Below are 17,108 nucleotides of genomic sequence, written 5' to 3' on the forward strand. Positions count from 1 at the left end.
GTGTTACGCCGCCCATGACAGCGGATCAAGATGCAAACCCCGCCCTGATCTTAGGGCCGGGCGCCGCGGGTTAGCCGCGCTTTTTGACGATGACGGAGCCTACGGAATAGCCCGCCCCGAAGGAGCAGATCAGCCCAGTGTCGCCGTCTTCCAGATCGTCGGAGTTCTTGGCGAAAGCGATGATCGACCCGGCGGAGGAGGTGTTGGCGTAGTCTTGCAGAATGTTGGGCTGTTCGCCCGGCTCGGGTTCCCGCCCCAGCACTTTGCGCCCGATGAAATCGTTCATCGACTTATTTGCCTGATGCAGCCAGATGCGCTTGAGATCGGCGGATTCCAACCCGTTGTCGGACATATGCCCACCGATATGGTCGGCCACCATGGGTAACACTTCCTTAAACACTTTGCGCCCATTCTGCATGAACTGCATATCGCGCCGGTCGCTCAGCCCATCGGGGCGGGAGCGGCGGAGGAAGCCGTTGTTGTTGCGGATGTTGTTGGAATATTCGGTCGCGCAGCGGGTGGAGATGACGTCGAAACAGGGGCCGTCGACATCTTCGGCCCGTTCCAGCAGCGTGGCGGTGGCCACGTCACCAAAGATGAAGTGGCAATCGCGATCACGCCATTCGAGGTGGGCTGAGCAAATCTCGGGGTTCACCACGAGGGCGGAGCGGATGGAGCCGGAGCGGATCATATCCGCCGCCGCCTGAATGCCGAAAGTGGCCGAAGAACAGGCGACGTTCATATCGAAGGCAAAGCCCTTTACGCCCAGAAGCTCCTGAATCTCAATGGCCACGGCAGGATAGGCGCGCTCGAGGTTGGAGGCGGCGCAGATCACCGCGTCCACATCCTCGGCACTCTTTCCAGCGGCGGCGAGTGCCTTCTGCGCGGCATCAATGGCCATTTCGGCCATGAGGGAAGGTTCCTCATCCGCGCGCTGGCGCAGCAGGGGGTGCATCACATTGGGGTCCAGCACGCCGGATTTATCCATGACATAGCGCTGTTCGATGCCGCTGGCTTTGACGATGAACTCTTCCGAAGAATGCGCCTTGGCCTCTAGGGTGCCCGCTTCGATCGCCTCGGCATTTTCGGCGTTGTAGAGGTCGGCATAGGCGTTGAAGGCTTCGACCAGTTCGGCGTTGGTGATGGTTTGCTGCGGCGTGAAAACGCCCGTACCGGTGATGGCGGCTTGATACATCGGTGTGATCCCTTTCTCTCCAACGGCATGGCTGGTCTGATAAAGCTGAGCAGCCCCGGGCGAATTGCAAGGGCCGTTGTCATGTCGGTGCACTTTGATGCAGGGGGCAGCAAGGTGCAGGTTCCATACTCTAGCGAAACCGCGCAGGACTTGCCACGGCTTTGACGGGGCAGACGTGTGAATGCCGCTACAGTTGCGAATTTTGATCGCCCCGGCCCCCGCGCGCTGGCTTGACTATGCAACCGGAAGCGCGCAGTGATTGAGCATTAGCAATCATTAATTGAACGAGAACAGTCAGGGTTTTTTTGAGGCAGCGGCCCCTCCGGCGCGTGATTTACAGGTCCACCATCCGCGAATGCCGCAGCCTAAAGCACAGAATTTGCTTACGGATTCAACCTCCGAAAAAGAGAGGTGTCATGAGGCGCAGTATTATCAGTCGAATGCTTTGCGAGCGGGCAAAGCGTTTTCGCAAGGACGAGGGCGGCGGTATGCTGGTCCTCATGTTGGTCGTGTTTTTCGGGATCACGATCTTTGGCGGGCTGGCCGTGGATCTGGCGAACCACGAGCGGACGCGGACCACCTTTCAGACCCACCTGGACAATGCCGTGCTGGCCGCGGCGAGCCTGTCACAAGACCTCGACCCAGAAGAGGTCGTGCGCAGCTATCTTACCTCAGCGGGGCTCGATCCGTCCGAGGTGGTGATCGACTCGAGCGAAGAAAAGATCGGCGGCATTCTGGTGGGGCGCACCGTCGAAGCCTCGCTCCCTGCCGGGCTGAACACCTATTTCTTCCGGTTTTTCGACATCGATTCACTCGGGATGACGATCAGTTCTGAGGCGACCGAACGGGTTGAGGACATCGAGATTTCGCTGGTGTTGGATGTGTCGGGGTCGATGGGGGAGAGGACCAGCGACCGGAGCGGGATCAAGTTGACCCTGCTGAAGAATGCGGCCATCGACTTTGTCGATACGATCCTAAGCGATACCGAAGAGGGACGCGTATCGATTTCGATCATTCCCTATTCGACCAAGGTAAATGCGGGAGAAGCCCTGCTGGGCCAATATTCGACAACCACCGAACATAGCTATTCCCACTGCGTGGATTTCGATGGGAATGACTATGGTTCCTTGGCGATCGACCCCCAACAACAGATGCAACGGACAGGGCACTTCCAGTTCCAGAGCATGTCGAGTTCCGACCAGGAAAGGGGCCAATGGGTTTGCCGTAAAGACGCAGGTTTTGAAATTACTCCTCTGTCAGACTCGGTCGCGGCGCTGAGATCGCAAATCCTCGCTTTGACCGCCGAAGGGTCGACGTCGATCGACGTTGGTGCGAAGTGGGGGCTGGCCTTGCTTGACCCCTCCGCACAGGGGCCGGTGAGCGGGTTGATCGACGCCGGTCTGGTCCCGCAGGAGTTTCAAGGCCGTCCGCACCCACACGGGGCTGATAACAGCATGAAGGTTCTGGTGCTGATGACGGATGGTGAGAACTTTCCGGAATACCGTCTTGAGCCTGAGTATGCCTCTGGCGAGTCGGATGTGATCCGCACCGATTACGGGTCGGTGGTGTTCTATACAGTGGATTCTGCCGAACGCTCCAACGAATACGACGGGGATAATTCCTATCCTGAAGACTACTTTTATGCGACCCACCCTTGGGGCTCTGATCGTAGGTGGGATGATTACACGCTGCTCAACCACCCCAGTCTACGGGACTATAGGGATCAAGGGCAGGAAGAACGGCTCGAATGGCCCGAGGTTTGGGCCGAGATGTCCCCTTACTATTACGGATATAATCTCTATGGCCGGCGGCGGACGACGAACTGGTGGGGCGGATCGCAGACTTGGAGTTCCCGCGCGAACAGTTTTTGGAACAACATGCACGACACCATCAGCGCGAGCGAGAAAGACCGCCGCCTGCGCCAAATCTGCGGCGTCGCGAACACGGCTGGCGTCGTGGTCTATTCCATCGGCATGGATGTCGACAGCACCAACTCCCTCAGCCTTCTGAAAGACTGCGCCTCTTCCGAGGCCCATTACTTCGACGTTCAGGGTCTCGAAATCCAAACCGCCTTCGACATGATCGCGGCGTCCATCTCTATGTTGAGGCTGACGAAATGATCCGCTTCGTCAAAGACCGCTTTCGCCGGTCCGAGGCGGGCGGGGTCACCATCGAGTTCGTCATCCTTTTGCCGCTCGTCTTTTACTTTTTCTTCCTCGCGCTTGAGACGGGGTTGTGGAGCGCGCGTGAGATCATGCTGCGCCGGGCCACGAATTTGGCCGTGCGGGACGTGCGTTTGGCCACCGGTTCTGTGCCAGGCTATGACGCGATGAAGGCGCTGATTTGTGAGCGGTCGGTTTTCGATGCGGGCTGCATCGAGAATATCCGGATCGAGATGCGCGCCATGCCGATTGCCGATTGGGCTGATCTGAGCGGGGCTGCCCCCTGTGTCGACCGGGATGAGGATTTCGACCCGGCAAATGGTTTTCTGCCGGGTCAGCAGAACAACCTGATGATGATGCGGGTCTGTCGTTTGTTCGATCCGCTTTTGCCGGGGACAGGCTTGGGCCGGAAATTGCCCGAAGGGTCGGATGGCACATATGGCGTGCGGGTCACCACCGCTTTCGTGACGGAGCCGCGCGGATGAGGGGGATCGTATTCAAACGTTTCGTCCAGTCGGAAGAGGGCAGCCAGACGATTGCCTTTCTGGTTCTGCTGCCGTTGTTGGTCTGGTCGATCATGGCGATGCTGACCTTTACCGATGCCTTTCGGGTCCGCGGGATGGCGACCGATGCCACCGCCGTCATCGCCGACAGCCTGTCGCGGCAGACGACGCCGATCAACGCCGCTGATCTCTTGGGCCTGCAGTCGGTCGCGGAGCAACTCACCGGTTACGAAGTCTCTCTGCGCGTCACGCAGGTGCGGTGCATTCTGAATTGCGACAGTCTGGACCGCCGGATTTTGGCGGTGGATTTCTCGCAAGGCATAGGGCTGGACAGCCTGCTCGACATCGACTTTATCGCGGGGCTTTCGCGTGAACGGGTGCCGCTGATGGCCAATGGTGACCGTCTGGTGCTGGTGGAGACTTCTTTCATGCACGAGCCGATTGCGCAGATCGGCTTGGAGGGCACGGAGGTCAACGTCTCGCATGCCACGCGGATGCGTTTCGCACCTCAGCTTTGCTGGATCCGGTGCATCATCAGCTAAGCGGGCACCGATGCCCAAATGCGAAAGGGGCTGCCCGATGGGCAGCCCCTTTTTCTTATCCCTGAAGCGCTTTCACGCCGATCGCATCCTCGGCCTGCGCCTTGATTGCCAATGCGGCGGCATGGGCGCCTGCGGCGGTGGTGAAATAGGGGATCTTGTCGTAAAGCGCGATAGAGCGGATCGACTTGCTGTCTTCGACCGCCTGTGCGCCTTCGGTGGTGTTCATCACCAGATGCACCTCGCCGTTCTTCATCATATCGGTGATGTCGGGGCGCCCCTCGTAGACCTTGTTCACCACATCGCAGGCATGGCCATTGGCGGTGAGCCATTCCGCCGTGCCACGGGTGCCGATGAGGGTAAAGCCTTGGTCCAGCAGGATCTTCGCCGCATCCAGCATGTTCTGGCCCTTATCCGCATCCTTGACCGACAGGAAGGCGCAGCCCTTGCGCGGCAGCGGGTTGCCCGCGCCCATCTGCGCTTTGAGGAAGGCGCGGGGGAAGTCGCGGTCCCAGCCCATGACCTCACCGGTGGAGCGCATTTCTGGCCCCAGCAGCGTGTCGACGCCGGGGAAGCGGGCAAAGGGCAGCACCGCCTCTTTGACCGAGAACCAAGGCATATCGGGGTCGGCCAGCGTCATCGGATCGCCCAAGGGCAGCGTGTCTTCATAAGCGGCCTGATCGGGGTAGGGCGGGCGCTGCGGGAAGTTGCTCAGCGGCTCACCGGCCATGATCCGCGCGGCGATGGAGGCGATGGCGCTGTCGGTCGCCTTGGCCACGAAGGGCACGGTGCGCGAGGCACGGGGGTTCACCTCGATGAGGTAAATCTCGCCGTCCTTCACCGCGAACTGGATGTTCATCAAGCCTACGACGTTAAGCGCCTTGGCCAGCGCGCGGGTCTGCTCTTCGACCTCTTCGATCACCTCGCGCGGCAAAGAATAGGGCGGCAGCGAACAGGCGCTGTCGCCGGAGTGGACGCCCGCCTCTTCGATGTGCTGCATGATGCCCGCCACATGGACATTCTCGCCGTCGCAGAGCGCGTCGACATCAAGCTCCACCGCGCCCGAGAGATAGCTGTCGAGCAGCACCGGGCTGTCGCCCGAGACGACGACGGCGGTGGTGATATAGCGCTCAAGGCTGGCTTGATCGCGCACGATCTCCATGGCGCGACCGCCCAGAACGTAGGAGGGGCGGATCACCAGCGGGAAGCCGATTTCCTTGGCGATCTCCATCGCCTCTGCATCGGAATGGGCGATGCCATTGCGCGGCTGTTTCAGGCCAAGGTTCAGCACAAGCTGCTGGAAACGCTCACGGTCTTCGGCCAGATCGATCATGTCGGGCGTGGTGCCGAGGATCGGAATGCCCGCTTCTTGCAAACCATTGGCGAGCTTCAGCGGGGTCTGGCCGCCGAACTGGACGATGACGCCGTGCAGCGTGCCGTTCTCCTGCTCGACGCGCAGGATCTCCATGACATGCTCAAAGGTAAGCGGCTCGAAATACAGGCGGTCCGAGGTGTCATAGTCGGTCGAAACCGTCTCGGGGTTGCAGTTGACCATGATGGTCTCATAGCCCGCATCCGTCAGCGCATAGCAGGCGTGGCAGCAGCAATAGTCGAACTCGATGCCCTGACCGATCCGGTTCGGGCCACCGCCGAGGATGACGACCTTCTTGCGGTCCGAAGGCCGCGCCTCGCATTCCGCCTCACCCATCAGCGGGGTTTCATAGGTGGAGTACATGTAGGGCGTCTGCGCCTCGAACTCGGCGGCGCAGGTGTCGATGCGTTTGAACACGGCCTTGACGCCAAGCGCGAGCCGCGCGTCGCGGACCTGTGCCTCACGGCTGTCGGTCAGCATGGCGAGGCGGGCGTCGGTGAAGCCCATCATTTTCAACTCGCGGAAGGTATCGGCATCGCTTGGCAAGCCGTTTGCGCGAACGCCTTCCTCGGCCTCGACAATCTCACGGATGCGGGCAAGGAACCATGGGTCGAACATGGTGTGCGCGTGTAGATCGTCGTCGGACATGCCGTGCCGCATCGCTTGGGCGATGGTGCGCATCCGGTCGGGCGTGGGCGCCGACACGGCTTTGATAAGCGCCGCCATATTCTCAGGCGCGTCGCCGAGCAGGTCGCTGTTGAGCCCGGCGATTTCGACTTCGTCAAAGCCTGTGAGGCCCGATTCCATCGAGGCCAGCGCCTTTTGCAGGCTCTCGTGGATGGTGCGGCCAATGGCCATGGTCTCACCCACCGATTTCATCGCGGTGGTCAGGTTGGGCTCGGCCCCGGGGAATTTCTCGAAGGCGAATTTGGGGATCTTGGTGACCACATAGTCGATGGTTGGCTCGAAGGAGGCGGGGGTGACGCCGGTGATGTCGTTGTCGAGCTCATCTAGCGTGAAGCCCACGGCGAGCTTCGCGGCGATCTTGGCGATGGGGAAACCCGTGGCCTTGGACGCCAGCGCCGAGGAGCGGCTGACGCGCGGGTTCATCTCAATCACCACCATGCGGCCATCGGCGGGGTTCACCGCCCATTGTACGTTGGAGCCGCCGGTTTCCACCCCGATCTCGCGCAGCACCGCGATGGAGTGGTTGCGCATGATCTGGTATTCTTTGTCCGTCAGCGTCAGCGCGGGGGCCACGGTGATGCTGTCGCCGGTGTGCACGCCCATCGGATCAATGTTCTCGATCGAGCAGACGATGATGGCGTTGTCGGCGGTGTCGCGCACCACCTCCATCTCGTATTCCTTCCAGCCCAGCAGCGACTCGTCGACGAGGATCTGGCCCATCGGCGAGGCATCCATGCCCGAGCGGCAGTAGAACTCGTAATCCTCGCGGTTGTAGGCCACGCCGCCGCCGGTGCCGCCCATGGTGAAGGCGGGGCGGATGATCGCCGGAAGGCCCACGTATTCCAGCGCTTCGAGCGCGAGGTTCACGCCGGCGGCGAGGTCTTTCTTACCGTCTTCGCGCTTGGGCGCGGTGACGATGGTGGCCTTGGGGTTTTCGATGCCCAGACGGTCCATCGCTTCGCGGAACAGCTTGCGGTCTTCGGCCATCTCGATGGCCTCGCGCTTGGCCCCGATCATCTCGACGCCGAATTTTTCTAGCACGCCCATTTCTTCGAGCGCGAGCGAGGTGTTGAGGCCCGTCTGCCCGCCCATGGTGGGCAGCAGCGCATCGGGGCGCTCTTTCTCGATGATTTTAGCGACGATTTCGGGCGTGATGGGCTCGATATAGGTGGCATCGGCGAGCCCGGGATCGGTCATGATCGTGGCCGGGTTGGAGTTGACGAGGATGACGCGGTAGCCTTCCTCTTTCAGCGCTTTACAGGCTTGGGCGCCGGAATAGTCGAACTCGCAGGCTTGTCCGATGACAATCGGCCCCGCACCAATGATCATGATCGACTGGATGTCGGTACGTTTCGGCATGGCGGCCCCCTAATTTTGCAAATTGTCCTGCCTTATAGGGATGGCGGCACGGGCTGCAAGGGGGGAATGGCTTTGACGGCCCCAGAAATAAGGGCGGGGCCGTCTGTTCAACCTTTGCGGGCGCTATGCAGGGGCGATCCGCCGGGGCGGAAGGGGTCAGCCCACGGGCGCGGCCCCTTCGGCGTTTAGAAAGATGCGCAGCGTGGCTTCGAACTCGCGCGGTTTCTCTGCGTGCAGCCAATGCCCCGCGCCGGGGATTTTGGCAAAGCGCGCTTGTGGGAACAGCGCCTTGATCGGCTCGCGGTGTTTGGGCTGCACATAGTCCGAGGCGCCGCCCGAGAGGAACAGGGTCGGCCCCGTGAACTGGCCATCGACGTCTTCGGGCCAGCCGACGATCTTGGGCATCTCTGCCTCAAGCGCGTCAAGGTTCAGCCGCCAGCGTTTGCCGGGCAGGTCGAGCGATTGGGTGAAGAAGCTCTGCAACGCACGCTCGACCCCTGCTGAGGCCAGTTGCGCCTCGGCGTCCGAGCGGCGCTCGACTTCGCTTAGGTCCACGCCGCGCATGGCGTCGATGAACATTTGCTGCGTGTGGCCGTAAGCGACGGGCGCGATGTCGGCGACGATCACGCGGCGCAGCAGCTTGGGCCGGGTCAGCGCCAGCATCATCACCGCCTTGCCGCCCATCGAGTGGCCGCAGATGTCCACCGGGCCGCCCAGATGCATGATCACCTCGGCCAGATCCTGCGCCATTTCGGGGTAGCTGTGGGTATCGTGATGCGGGCTGCTGCCGTGGTTGCGCATGTCGACGGTGACGACATGACGCGCGTCCGCGAGGCGTTTGGCGATCACGCCCCAGTTGCGGCCAGAGCCATAGAGGCCATGGACAATAAGCAGGGTCGGGCGGTCGGCGGTGGCTTCGCCATATTCGGTGTAATTCAACATGCGGGCAAATTACGGGCATTGCAGCCCGGGGACCAGAGCGATTAGATGCGCCCATGATTGACCGGCAAGATTTCAACACCCGCGCCGAGGCGCTGCGCCCCCTGTTCGAGGACCGTCTGCGCATCAAGGCCCGTGACCTACGCGAGGCGTTTCACCGCGCCGGACCAGAACTGCCACGCGGCATTCGTGGTGACGGGGTGTTGCTCAGCAAGACCGAGCATCTGGTCGCCAATCCCCATATCGCCCGACAGTTGGAAGATGCCCCGGTTTGGGCCGCCTTCAACCGGGTTGCAGCGCATTTGAAAGAGATCGACCCCAAAGCCCGGCGGTGCGGCATCATCCTTGACCGTTTGGCCGGGGTGGCCTTCAACATCCTTGTGGTTATCGTGGGCTTCGTGATCTGGCTTTGGTGGCGCGGCTACGTCTAAGCCGCCGCGCCCAAGGGCTCAGGCGGGGTCGTAATCCGCGTCCGTTACCTTTTCCATCCATTCGACCGCCTCACCGACCTGTGCCTCTTGCAGGGCGATATGGGTCATGGCGCTGTCGGGCGCGGCCCCGTGCCAGTGTTTCTCACCGGGGCCGAACCAGACGACATCGCCTTTGTTCAGCGTCTGCACCGGGCTGCCTTCGGTCTGGGCGCGGCCTGTGCCTTCGGTAACAATCAGGGTCTGGCCCAGAGGGTGGACATGCCACGCCGTGCGCGCGCCGGGCTGAAAGGTCACCGTCACCCCGCGGAGGCGGGCAGGGGCCGGGGCCGAGATCAGCGGGGTCATCTCGACCTCTCCGGTGAAGTAATCGTCAGGGCCGGGTTCAGAGGGGCGGCTGCCCTTGGGGTGAATGATCATGCGGTTCTCCTTTGCAGGAGAATGTGGCGCGGGGAGGGGGGATCGGCAAGGGGGCTGTCCGGCGATGATCGCCCGGAATCAAGGCGCTTTGCGCCGCCGGGCAGCGCCCGACCGCCCCATGGGCGGGCGCTTTTGCTGCCGGGCACATCACCTTGGCCGCACATCATGGTTGAGAAATAAAGCGGTAGGAACGCAGGTTGCGATGCCCAACCGCGGTCGGGCGCCGCCCGGCCGGAGGGTAAAGTGGCCCCCGCACCGCTGCGAGGGCCAGAGAGCTTACAGGTTCGGATACATCGGGAAACGCTGGCACAGCGCTTCGACCTCGGCTTTCACCTTGGCCTCGACCTCGGCATTGCCATCGGCACCATTGGCCGCCAGCCCATCGACCACTTCGATGATCCAATCGGCGATCTGGCGGAACTCGGCCTCACCAAAGCCGCGTGTCGTGCCCGCAGGGGAGCCGAGACGGATGCCGCTTGTCACCATCGGCTTTTCCGGGTCAAACGGCACGCCGTTCTTGTTGCAGGTGATATGCGCGCGGCCCAGAGCCTTCTCGGTGTCGTTGCCCTTCACGCCTTTCGGGCGCAGATCGACCAGCACAACATGGGTGTCGGTGCCGTGGGTCACGGTGTCGAGGCCACCTTTGATCAACTGATCCGACAGCGCCTGCGCATTGGCGATGACCTGTTTGGCATAGGCTTTGAACTCAGGCTGCTGCGCTTCGCCAAAGGCCACAGCCTTGGCCGCGATCACATGCATCAGGGGGCCGCCCTGAATGCCGGGGAAGATGGCGGAGTTGATCTTTTTCGAGATCGCCTCGTCATTGGTCAGGATCATGCCGCCGCGCGGGCCGCGCAGGGTCTTGTGGGTCGTGGTCGTCGCCACATGCGCATGGGGGAAGGGGGAGGGATGCTCACCCGCTGCCACGAGGCCCGCGAAATGCGCCATGTCGACGAGCAGATAGGCACCCACGCTGTCGGCAATCTCGCGCATCTTGGCAAAGTCGATCTGACGCGGGATGGCGGAGCCACCGGCGATGATCATCTTGGGCTGATGCTCTTTCGCCAGTTCGGCGACTTGATCGTAGTCCAGTATGTTGTCCTGTTTGCGCACACCGTATTGCACGGCGTTGAACCATTTGCCCGACTGGTTCGGCTTGGCCCCGTGGGTCAGGTGGCCGCCGGCATCAAGGCTCATCCCCAGAATGGTGTCGCCCGGTTGCAGCAGCGCTGTGAAGACACCTTGGTTCGCTTGGCTGCCGGAGTTCGGCTGCACATTGGCGAACTGGCAATCGAACAGCGCGCAGGCGCGTTCGATGGCGAGGTTCTCGGCCACGTCGACATGCTCACAGCCGCCATAGTAGCGGCGCCCCGGATAGCCTTCGGCGTATTTGTTGGTCATGATGCTGCCCTGCGCCTCAAGCACCGCAGCCGAAACGATGTTCTCGCTGGCGATCAACTCGATCTCGTCGCGCTGGCGGCCCAGTTCGGCATCGATCGCAGCGGCGAGGGCGGGGTCGGAATCAGCGAGAGATTTGGTGAAGAAATCGGACATCAGGGGATCCTCATTGGAGCTGGTTTCGCGTGTTGCCTATCGGAAACCCGGCCTGAGGTGAAGGCTGTAAACCGACAGGTTGCAAGATATGTGCGTCAACACTGGTGGCGCACGGAATAATGTGATTGTTTTGGCCCCAAACGCCGATGATCGGAAACTTCGCCGGAATGAGCCTGCTGACATGTCCTTAAAGATCGCTTTTGTGGCCAGCCGGGCCAGCGTGGCACAGACGGCGCGGGCCGCTTTGATCGGGCGGTATGGCGATGTGCCACTGCGTCAGGCCGAGGTGATCGTGGCGCTTGGGGGCGACGGGTTCATGCTGCACACGCTGCACAGCACCCAAGACATGGACGCGCCGGTCTATGGGATGAACCGGGGCACCATCGGCTTTTTGATGAACGCCTACCGCGAGGGCGACCTGCAAGCACGGTTGGCGGCGGCGGAAGAGGCGGTGATTAACCCTTTGGTCATGCGCGCCACCCATATCGACGGGACGATTTCGACCGCGCTGGCGATCAACGAGGTGTCTTTGCTGCGCGCGGGGCCGCAGGCGGCCAAGCTGCGCATCACGATAGACGGGCGTCAGCGGATGGAGGAACTGGTTTGCGACGGGGCACTTGTGGCGACCCCTGCGGGCTCCACCGCCTATAACTACTCGGCCCATGGGCCGATCCTGCCCATCGGTTCTGACGTTTTGGCCCTGACCCCGATTGCCGCCTTCCGCCCGCGCCGCTGGCGTGGGGCCTTGTTGCCGAAACGGGCCACGGTGCGTTTCGATGTGCAAGAACCGCAAAAACGCCCCGTGATGGCCGATGCCGACGGCCAGTCGCACCGCGATGTCACGACGGTTGAAGTTTCCTCGGACCCCAGCGTCAGCCACCGGATCCTCTTCGATCCCGGTCATGGGCTGGAAGAGCGGTTGATCTCGGAACAGTTCAACTGACCGGGAAGGGCGGCGCCTTTCCGCCGCACCTCGCGCCCGCCGGAACCCTGACTTCGCGCCTGCGTTGAGCCTGCAAGAGCGGTATCCTCCCGCGTCTTAACAGCCGAAGAAAGGAGACCTGAGATGAATTGGGACCGTATCGAAGGCAATTGGAACCAGATGACCGGCGCGGTGAAATCGCAATGGGGCGATCTGACCGATGACGAAATCGCCGAAGCCCGTGGCAATCGCGAGCAGCTGGTGGGTAAGATTCAAGAACGCTATGGCATCGCCAAAGACGAGGCCGAGCGTCAAGTCGATGACTTCGCCGCGAAATACTGAGTTTCGTCGGCAGAATTAGAAAAGGCGACCCTTTGAGGGTCGCCTTTTGCGTTTCAAGAGAGGCTTAAGCCTCGTGCCACGCGCGGTCGCCCTTGTCGTCTTTGACACGGGTGGGCAGGCCGATGTCGTCGAGCAAACCAAAGAGGGGCTTGGGGTCCAACTCTTCGACATTGACCATGGTGGCGGTGTCATAGGTGCCATCGGCGATCAGAATCGCAAAGGCCACCGGGGGCACGCCCGCGGTGTAGGAAATGCCTTGGCTGCCCACTTCGTTATAGGCGTCTTTGTGATCGGCGACGTTATAGACAAAGACCTCGACCTCGTCGCCGTCCTTCACGCCTTTCACTAAGTCACCGATGCAGGTCTTGCCGGTGTAGTTGGGCGCAAGGCTCGACGGGTCGGGCAGCACGGCTTTCACCACTTTCAGCGGCACCACTTCCAGCCCCTCGGCGGTGGTCACCGGCTGTTCGGACAGCAGCCCGAGGTTCTGCAGCACGGTAAAGACGTTGATGTAGTGATCGCCAAAGCCCATCCAGAAGCGCACGTCGGCCTGCGGGTAGTTCGCCGACAGCGAATGCACCTCGTCATGGCCCGACAGATAGGCCTTCTGCTTGCCGACCACGGGCAGATCCCATTCGCGGCCCACTTCGAACATCTTGTTCTCTTGCCACGCGCCTTCCTGCCAGCTGTAGACCGTGCCGGTGAATTCGCGGAAGTTGATCTCAGGGTCAAAGTTGGTCGAGAAATACTTGCCGTGGTTGCCCGCGTTGATGTCGACGATGTCGATGGATTTGACCTCATCCATGAACGCGTCCACCGCGAAACGCGCGAAGGCGTTGACCATGCCCGGATCGAAGCCAGCGCCCAAGATCGCGGTCACCCCCGCTTCGGCGCAGGCCTCGCGGCGCTTCCACTCGTAGTTGCCGTACCACGGCGGGGTCTCGCAAATTTTGGTCGGGTCTTCGTGGATCGCCGTGTCGATATAGGCAGCACCGGTGTCGATGCAGGCTTGAAGCACGGTCATGTTCACGAAAGGCGAGCCCACGTTGATGACGATTTGGCAGCCGGTCTCCTTGATCAGGGCGGCCACGGCATCGGTGTCCATCCCGTCAACGGCATGCGCCTTGAAGACGCCATCCTGCTTCATCGCGCTTTTCTCATGCACGCTGGCGATGATCGCCTCGCATTTGGAGAGGGTGCGGCTGGCGATATGCAAGTCACCCAAACGGTCATTATTCTGCGCGCATTTATGCGCCACGACCTGTGCGACGCCGCCCGCGCCGATGATAAGAACATTGCGTTTCATAGTGTTGACCTCTTTCCTTGTCACGACAGGGCGGCGGCGAAATCGTCATAGTCGAAATCGCGCACCATTCGGGTGGTTCCGTCCAACTCGCGCACCGCGATGTCGGGCATCTTGACGCCGTTGAACCAGTTTTTCTTGACCATCGTGTAACCGGCGGCGTCCTGGAACGAGAGCCGGTCGCCCGCCTTCAGCGGCGCATCGAAGCGGAACTCGCCAAAGATATCGCCCGCAAGGCAGGACTTGCCGCAGATCATCCATTCGTGGTCACCGCTGTCGGGGCTCACCTTCGCGGGCTCGCGGTAGATCAGCAGATCGAGCATATGCGCCTCGATGGAACTGTCGACGATGGCAAGGTTCTTACCGTTGAACATCGTGTCGAGCACGGTGACCTCCAGCGTCGCCGCCCCGGTGATCGCGGCCTCCCCGGGCTCAAGGTAGACCTGCACGCCGAACCGGTCGGCAAAGGCTTTGAGGCGCAGGGCCAGATCGTCGAGCGGATAGCCCTCGCCGGTGAAGTGGATGCCGCCGCCAAGGCTGATCCACTCCATCTTATGCAGCACCGCGCCGAAGCGCCCCTCGATCAGGGTGAGCATCTCGTCGAAACGGGCGAAGTCGTCATTCTCGCAATTGTTGTGGAACATCAGCCCGCTGATTCGTTCGGCGACCGCGTCGATCGCTGCTGGATCATGCTCGCCCAGACGGCTGAAGGGGCGGGCGGGGTCGGCGAGATCAAAGTCCGAGGTGGAGACGCCGGGGTTCACCCGCAGCCCGCGGATATGGCCCTGCGATTGCGCATCGAACTTGTCGAGCTGGCCGATGGAGTTGAAGATGATCTTGTCGGCATGGCCCAACACCTCGTCGATCTCATGCTCGGCATAGGCCACCGAATAGGCATGGGTCTCACCGGGGAATTTCTCGGCCCCGAGCCGCACTTCGTAGAGCGACGACGAGGTCGAGCCGTCCATATACTCCGACATGAAATCGAAAACCGACCATGTGGCGAAACACTTTAGCGCCAGCAGGCAACGCGCGCCCGACAGCGCGCGCAGGCGGGCGATCTTTTCCATATTGTCGCGGAGATTGGCCTTGTCGATCAGGTAATAGGGTGTCTGCACGTCGAAAACCTTTCTGCGCGGCCGGAGGGCAAGCTCCGGGAGGGAAAAGACCCACTGAATGTGCTGTCGTGGTTGGCCCCGCCGGGGGGCATTTCCGGGGGCGCTTCGCATATTTTGCGCAAGCAACGCAATTGTAAAAAACGCGCGGGCTGGGCTGCGCGCGCGTTTCTGTGGGGCTGAGTGTAGCGCCGGACGGGCAAAGGTCCACCGCCATGTGATTTTTGGTTAGCTCTGCGGGTAGCCGATGCCCTTCAACGCCTCGCGGATTTCGTCCAAAATCGCCGGATCATCGATGGTGGCGGGGGTCTTGAAGTCCTCTCCATCCGCGATCTTCACCATCGTTGCGCGCAGGATCTTGCCCGAGCGGGTCTTGGGCAGCCGGTCCACCACCACGGCCTGTTTGAACGCCGCAACCGGACCGATCTGCTCCCGCATCCGGGTGACACATTCAGCGACGATTTCCTCATGCGGGCGGTCTACGCCTTTCGTGAGGCACAAAAAGCCGATGGGCATCTGCCCTTTGAGCTCATCGCTCACCCCCACAACGGCGCATTCCGCCACGTCGGGGTGACCGGCCAAGACCTCTTCCATCGCGCCGGTCGAGAGGCGGTGGCCCGCGACGTTGATCACGTCATCGGTACGCGCCATGATCCAGACATAGCCGTCCTCGTCGATCCGGCCCGCATCGCCGGTCTCATAATAGCCGGGGAAGGTGCTGAGGTAGGATTTGCGAAAACGGTCTTCGGCGTTCCAGAGCCCCGGCAGGGTGCCGGGGGGCAGGGGCAGCTTGATGGCGATGGCGCCCAACTCTCCGGCGGGCAGGGGGTCACCGTGCTCATCCAAAATCTGCACGTCATAGCCCGGCATCGGCACGGTTGGGGAGCCGACCTTGACCGGCAGCGCCTCAAGCCCCGCCGGATTGCCGACGATGGTATAGCCTGTCTCGGTCTGCCACCAGTGATCGTAGACGGGCTTGCCCAGTTTCTCCTGCGCCCATTCGACGGTATCGGGATCCGCCCGCTCCCCCGCGAGATAGAGCGCACGCAGGCTCGACAGGTCGTATTTCTTGATCTCTTCGCCCTCGGGGTCTTCGCGTTTCACGGCGCGGATGGCGGTGGGGGCGGTAAAGAAGCTCGCCACGCCATGTTCCTCAATCACCCGCCAGAAGGTGCCCGCATCGGGCGTGCCGACGGGCTTGCCTTCGAATACGACGGTGGTGTTCCCGGCGATCAGCGGGGCGTAGCAGATATAGCTGTGCCCCACGACCCATCCTACGTCCGAGGCGGCCCAAAAGACCTCTCCCGGTTCGACGTTATAGACATTTTTCATGGTCCAGTTCAGCGCCACCAGATGCCCCGCCGTGGGCCGCACCACGCCCTTGGGCGCGCCGGTCGTGCCGGATGTGTAGAGGATATAGGCCGGGTGGTTCCCCTCCACGGGCACGCAGGGCGCCGGGCGCACGCCGTCTTGGGCGGCGTACCAGTCGATGTCCCGCTCGGGGTTCAACTCGCAGGGTTTCTGGCCGCGTTGCAGGATGATGCAGGTGTCGGGCTTGTGGCTGGCCTGTTCGATGGCTCCGTCAAGCAGCGGTTTGTAATCAACCACCCGCGAGGGCTCCACTCCGCAGGAGGCGGCGATGATCGCCTTGGGTTTGCAATCGTCGATCCGCACCGCCAATTCGCTAGAGGCAAAACCGCCAAAGACCACCGAATGGATCGCGCCGATGCGCGCGCAGGCCAGCATCGCCTCCACCGCTTCGGGGACCATGGGCATATAGATCACCACGCGGTCGCCCTTCTCGACGCCCTGCGCCACCAACGCCCCGGCGAGCGAGGCGACATGGGCCTGCAACTCCCCATAGGTCAGGGTGGATTTGCTGCCGGTGATCGGGCTGTCATGGATGATCGCCACGCGTTTGCCATTGCCTTGGTCGACATGGCGGTCGACGGCGTTGTAGCAGGTGTTCACACTGGCATCCGCGAACCATTCATAGATATGGTCGCCCCGGTCAAACAGCGCGCGCGTCGGCGCGATGTCCCAGTCGATCGCCTCGGCTTGCTCAAGCCAATAGGCTTCCGGGTCGGCCTTCCAGCGGTCGTAGGTGTCGCGATATCCCATGGTGTTCCTCCTCCTGTTGCGCTGTGCGGCAAACCCGCGGGCCGGGTATAGGTGCACTGTCGCGCAATTATTTCCAGTCACTCTGGCCGCTTAGAAAGATTTCGGCAAGCGGAACGCTATTGTTCCTGTCAGTCGTGGCGCGTCATG

General features: G+C 61.9%; 14 protein-coding genes. 6 read left to right on the plus strand and 8 right to left on the minus strand.

The features are described 5' to 3' along the window. Positions 1-70 precede the first annotated feature (70 nt). On the minus strand, positions 71-1,195 hold the full coding sequence (locus ACGYLD_RS08255; RefSeq protein ID WP_067267298.1) for a beta-ketoacyl-ACP synthase III: 1,125 nt from the start codon (positions 1,193-1,195) through the stop codon (positions 71-73). A 416-nt stretch (positions 1,196-1,611) separates the two neighbouring features. On the opposite strand from ACGYLD_RS08255, the gene ACGYLD_RS08260 reads away from it, so the two are divergent. Genes ACGYLD_RS08260 through ACGYLD_RS08270 form a run of 3 tightly spaced genes read left to right on the plus strand, consistent with a single transcriptional unit; the run spans position 1,612 to position 4,402 of the window. Next, complete coding sequence (locus tag ACGYLD_RS08260; protein ID WP_271693090.1) at positions 1,612-3,315, plus strand: TadE/TadG family type IV pilus assembly protein; 1,704 nt, start codon at positions 1,612-1,614, stop codon at positions 3,313-3,315. After that, positions 3,312-3,842 carry a TadE/TadG family type IV pilus assembly protein gene (locus tag ACGYLD_RS08265; protein WP_067267295.1) on the plus strand — a complete coding sequence of 177 codons (531 nt, stop codon included), beginning with the start codon at positions 3,312-3,314 and terminating at the stop codon, positions 3,840-3,842. Before ACGYLD_RS08260 ends, ACGYLD_RS08265 begins: the two co-directional genes overlap by 4 nt. Continuing rightward, positions 3,839-4,402 carry a TadE/TadG family type IV pilus assembly protein gene (locus ACGYLD_RS08270; protein ID WP_271693091.1) on the plus strand — a complete coding sequence of 188 codons (564 nt, stop codon included), beginning with the start codon at positions 3,839-3,841 and terminating at the stop codon, positions 4,400-4,402. The genes ACGYLD_RS08265 and ACGYLD_RS08270 overlap by 4 nt, the downstream gene beginning before the upstream one ends. Positions 4,403-4,457: 55 nt before the next feature. Here ACGYLD_RS08270 and carB read toward each other — a convergent pair whose 3' ends face one another. Then, positions 4,458-7,817, minus strand: coding sequence for a carbamoyl-phosphate synthase large subunit (gene carB / locus ACGYLD_RS08275; RefSeq protein ID WP_271693092.1), 3,360 nt, complete (start codon positions 7,815-7,817; stop codon positions 4,458-4,460). 156 nt (positions 7,818-7,973) lie between these two features. After that, the gene (locus ACGYLD_RS08280) at positions 7,974-8,759 is read right to left on the minus strand and encodes an alpha/beta fold hydrolase (RefSeq protein WP_271693093.1); all 786 of its coding nucleotides are present in this window, start codon (positions 8,757-8,759) and stop codon (positions 7,974-7,976) included. Between the two features lie 53 nt (positions 8,760-8,812). Here ACGYLD_RS08280 and ACGYLD_RS08285 point away from each other — a divergent pair, with 53 nt between their 5' ends. Next, complete coding sequence (locus ACGYLD_RS08285) at positions 8,813-9,187, plus strand: hypothetical protein (RefSeq protein ID WP_271693094.1); 375 nt, start codon at positions 8,813-8,815, stop codon at positions 9,185-9,187. A gap of 18 nt (positions 9,188-9,205) precedes the next feature. Here ACGYLD_RS08285 and ACGYLD_RS08290 read toward each other — a convergent pair whose 3' ends face one another. Continuing rightward, on the minus strand, positions 9,206-9,604 hold the full coding sequence (locus ACGYLD_RS08290; protein ID WP_271693095.1) for a cupin domain-containing protein: 399 nt from the start codon (positions 9,602-9,604) through the stop codon (positions 9,206-9,208). Between the two features lie 276 nt (positions 9,605-9,880). Then, complete coding sequence (gene glyA, locus ACGYLD_RS08295; RefSeq protein ID WP_271693096.1) at positions 9,881-11,158, minus strand: serine hydroxymethyltransferase; 1,278 nt, start codon at positions 11,156-11,158, stop codon at positions 9,881-9,883. A 181-nt stretch (positions 11,159-11,339) separates the two neighbouring features. Between glyA and ACGYLD_RS08300 the strand changes: the two genes are divergently transcribed. Next, complete coding sequence (locus tag ACGYLD_RS08300; RefSeq protein ID WP_067267283.1) at positions 11,340-12,101, plus strand: NAD kinase; 762 nt, start codon at positions 11,340-11,342, stop codon at positions 12,099-12,101. Between the two features lie 123 nt (positions 12,102-12,224). Then, the gene (locus ACGYLD_RS08305; protein ID WP_067267282.1) at positions 12,225-12,422 is read left to right on the plus strand and encodes a CsbD family protein; all 198 of its coding nucleotides are present in this window, start codon (positions 12,225-12,227) and stop codon (positions 12,420-12,422) included. A 64-nt stretch (positions 12,423-12,486) separates the two neighbouring features. Here the strand turns inward: ACGYLD_RS08305 and ACGYLD_RS08310 are convergent, their stop codons facing one another. The 3 genes from ACGYLD_RS08310 to ACGYLD_RS08320 form a co-directional block, all read right to left on the minus strand. Next, positions 12,487-13,728 carry a saccharopine dehydrogenase family protein gene (locus ACGYLD_RS08310; RefSeq protein ID WP_271693097.1) on the minus strand — a complete coding sequence of 414 codons (1,242 nt, stop codon included), beginning with the start codon at positions 13,726-13,728 and terminating at the stop codon, positions 12,487-12,489. A 20-nt stretch (positions 13,729-13,748) separates the two neighbouring features. Next, on the minus strand, positions 13,749-14,843 hold the full coding sequence (locus tag ACGYLD_RS08315; RefSeq protein ID WP_271693098.1) for a carboxynorspermidine decarboxylase: 1,095 nt from the start codon (positions 14,841-14,843) through the stop codon (positions 13,749-13,751). 225 nt (positions 14,844-15,068) lie between these two features. Then, a complete protein-coding gene (locus ACGYLD_RS08320) occupies positions 15,069-16,961 on the minus strand; it encodes a propionyl-CoA synthetase (protein ID WP_394402091.1) in 1,893 nt (630 codons plus the stop codon). Positions 16,962-17,108 lie beyond the last annotated feature (147 nt).

The organism is Sulfitobacter sp. 1A12056 (assembly GCF_043558125.1).
Taxonomy (GTDB): Bacteria; Pseudomonadota; Alphaproteobacteria; order Rhodobacterales; family Rhodobacteraceae; genus Sulfitobacter; species Sulfitobacter faviae.

Excerpts from the sequence above, each read along its gene's own strand:
- ACGYLD_RS08255 (WP_067267298.1), bottom strand. The coding sequence starts at position 1,195 with ATGTATCAAGCCGCCATCACCGGTACGGGCGTTTTCACGCCGCAGCAA.
- ACGYLD_RS08260 (WP_271693090.1), top strand. The coding sequence starts at position 1,612 with ATGAGGCGCAGTATTATCAGTCGAATGCTTTGCGAGCGGGCAAAGCGT.
- ACGYLD_RS08265 (WP_067267295.1), top strand. The coding sequence starts at position 3,312 with ATGATCCGCTTCGTCAAAGACCGCTTTCGCCGGTCCGAGGCGGGCGGG.
- ACGYLD_RS08270 (WP_271693091.1), top strand. The coding sequence starts at position 3,839 with ATGAGGGGGATCGTATTCAAACGTTTCGTCCAGTCGGAAGAGGGCAGC.
- carB (WP_271693092.1), bottom strand. The coding sequence starts at position 7,817 with ATGCCGAAACGTACCGACATCCAGTCGATCATGATCATTGGTGCGGGG.
- ACGYLD_RS08280 (WP_271693093.1), bottom strand. The coding sequence starts at position 8,759 with ATGTTGAATTACACCGAATATGGCGAAGCCACCGCCGACCGCCCGACC.
- ACGYLD_RS08285 (WP_271693094.1), top strand. The coding sequence starts at position 8,813 with ATGATTGACCGGCAAGATTTCAACACCCGCGCCGAGGCGCTGCGCCCC.
- ACGYLD_RS08290 (WP_271693095.1), bottom strand. The coding sequence starts at position 9,604 with ATGATCATTCACCCCAAGGGCAGCCGCCCCTCTGAACCCGGCCCTGAC.
- glyA (WP_271693096.1), bottom strand. The coding sequence starts at position 11,158 with ATGTCCGATTTCTTCACCAAATCTCTCGCTGATTCCGACCCCGCCCTC.
- ACGYLD_RS08300 (WP_067267283.1), top strand. The coding sequence starts at position 11,340 with ATGTCCTTAAAGATCGCTTTTGTGGCCAGCCGGGCCAGCGTGGCACAG.
- ACGYLD_RS08305 (WP_067267282.1), top strand. The coding sequence starts at position 12,225 with ATGAATTGGGACCGTATCGAAGGCAATTGGAACCAGATGACCGGCGCG.
- ACGYLD_RS08310 (WP_271693097.1), bottom strand. The coding sequence starts at position 13,728 with ATGAAACGCAATGTTCTTATCATCGGCGCGGGCGGCGTCGCACAGGTC.
- ACGYLD_RS08320 (WP_394402091.1), bottom strand. The coding sequence starts at position 16,961 with ATGGGATATCGCGACACCTACGACCGCTGGAAGGCCGACCCGGAAGCC.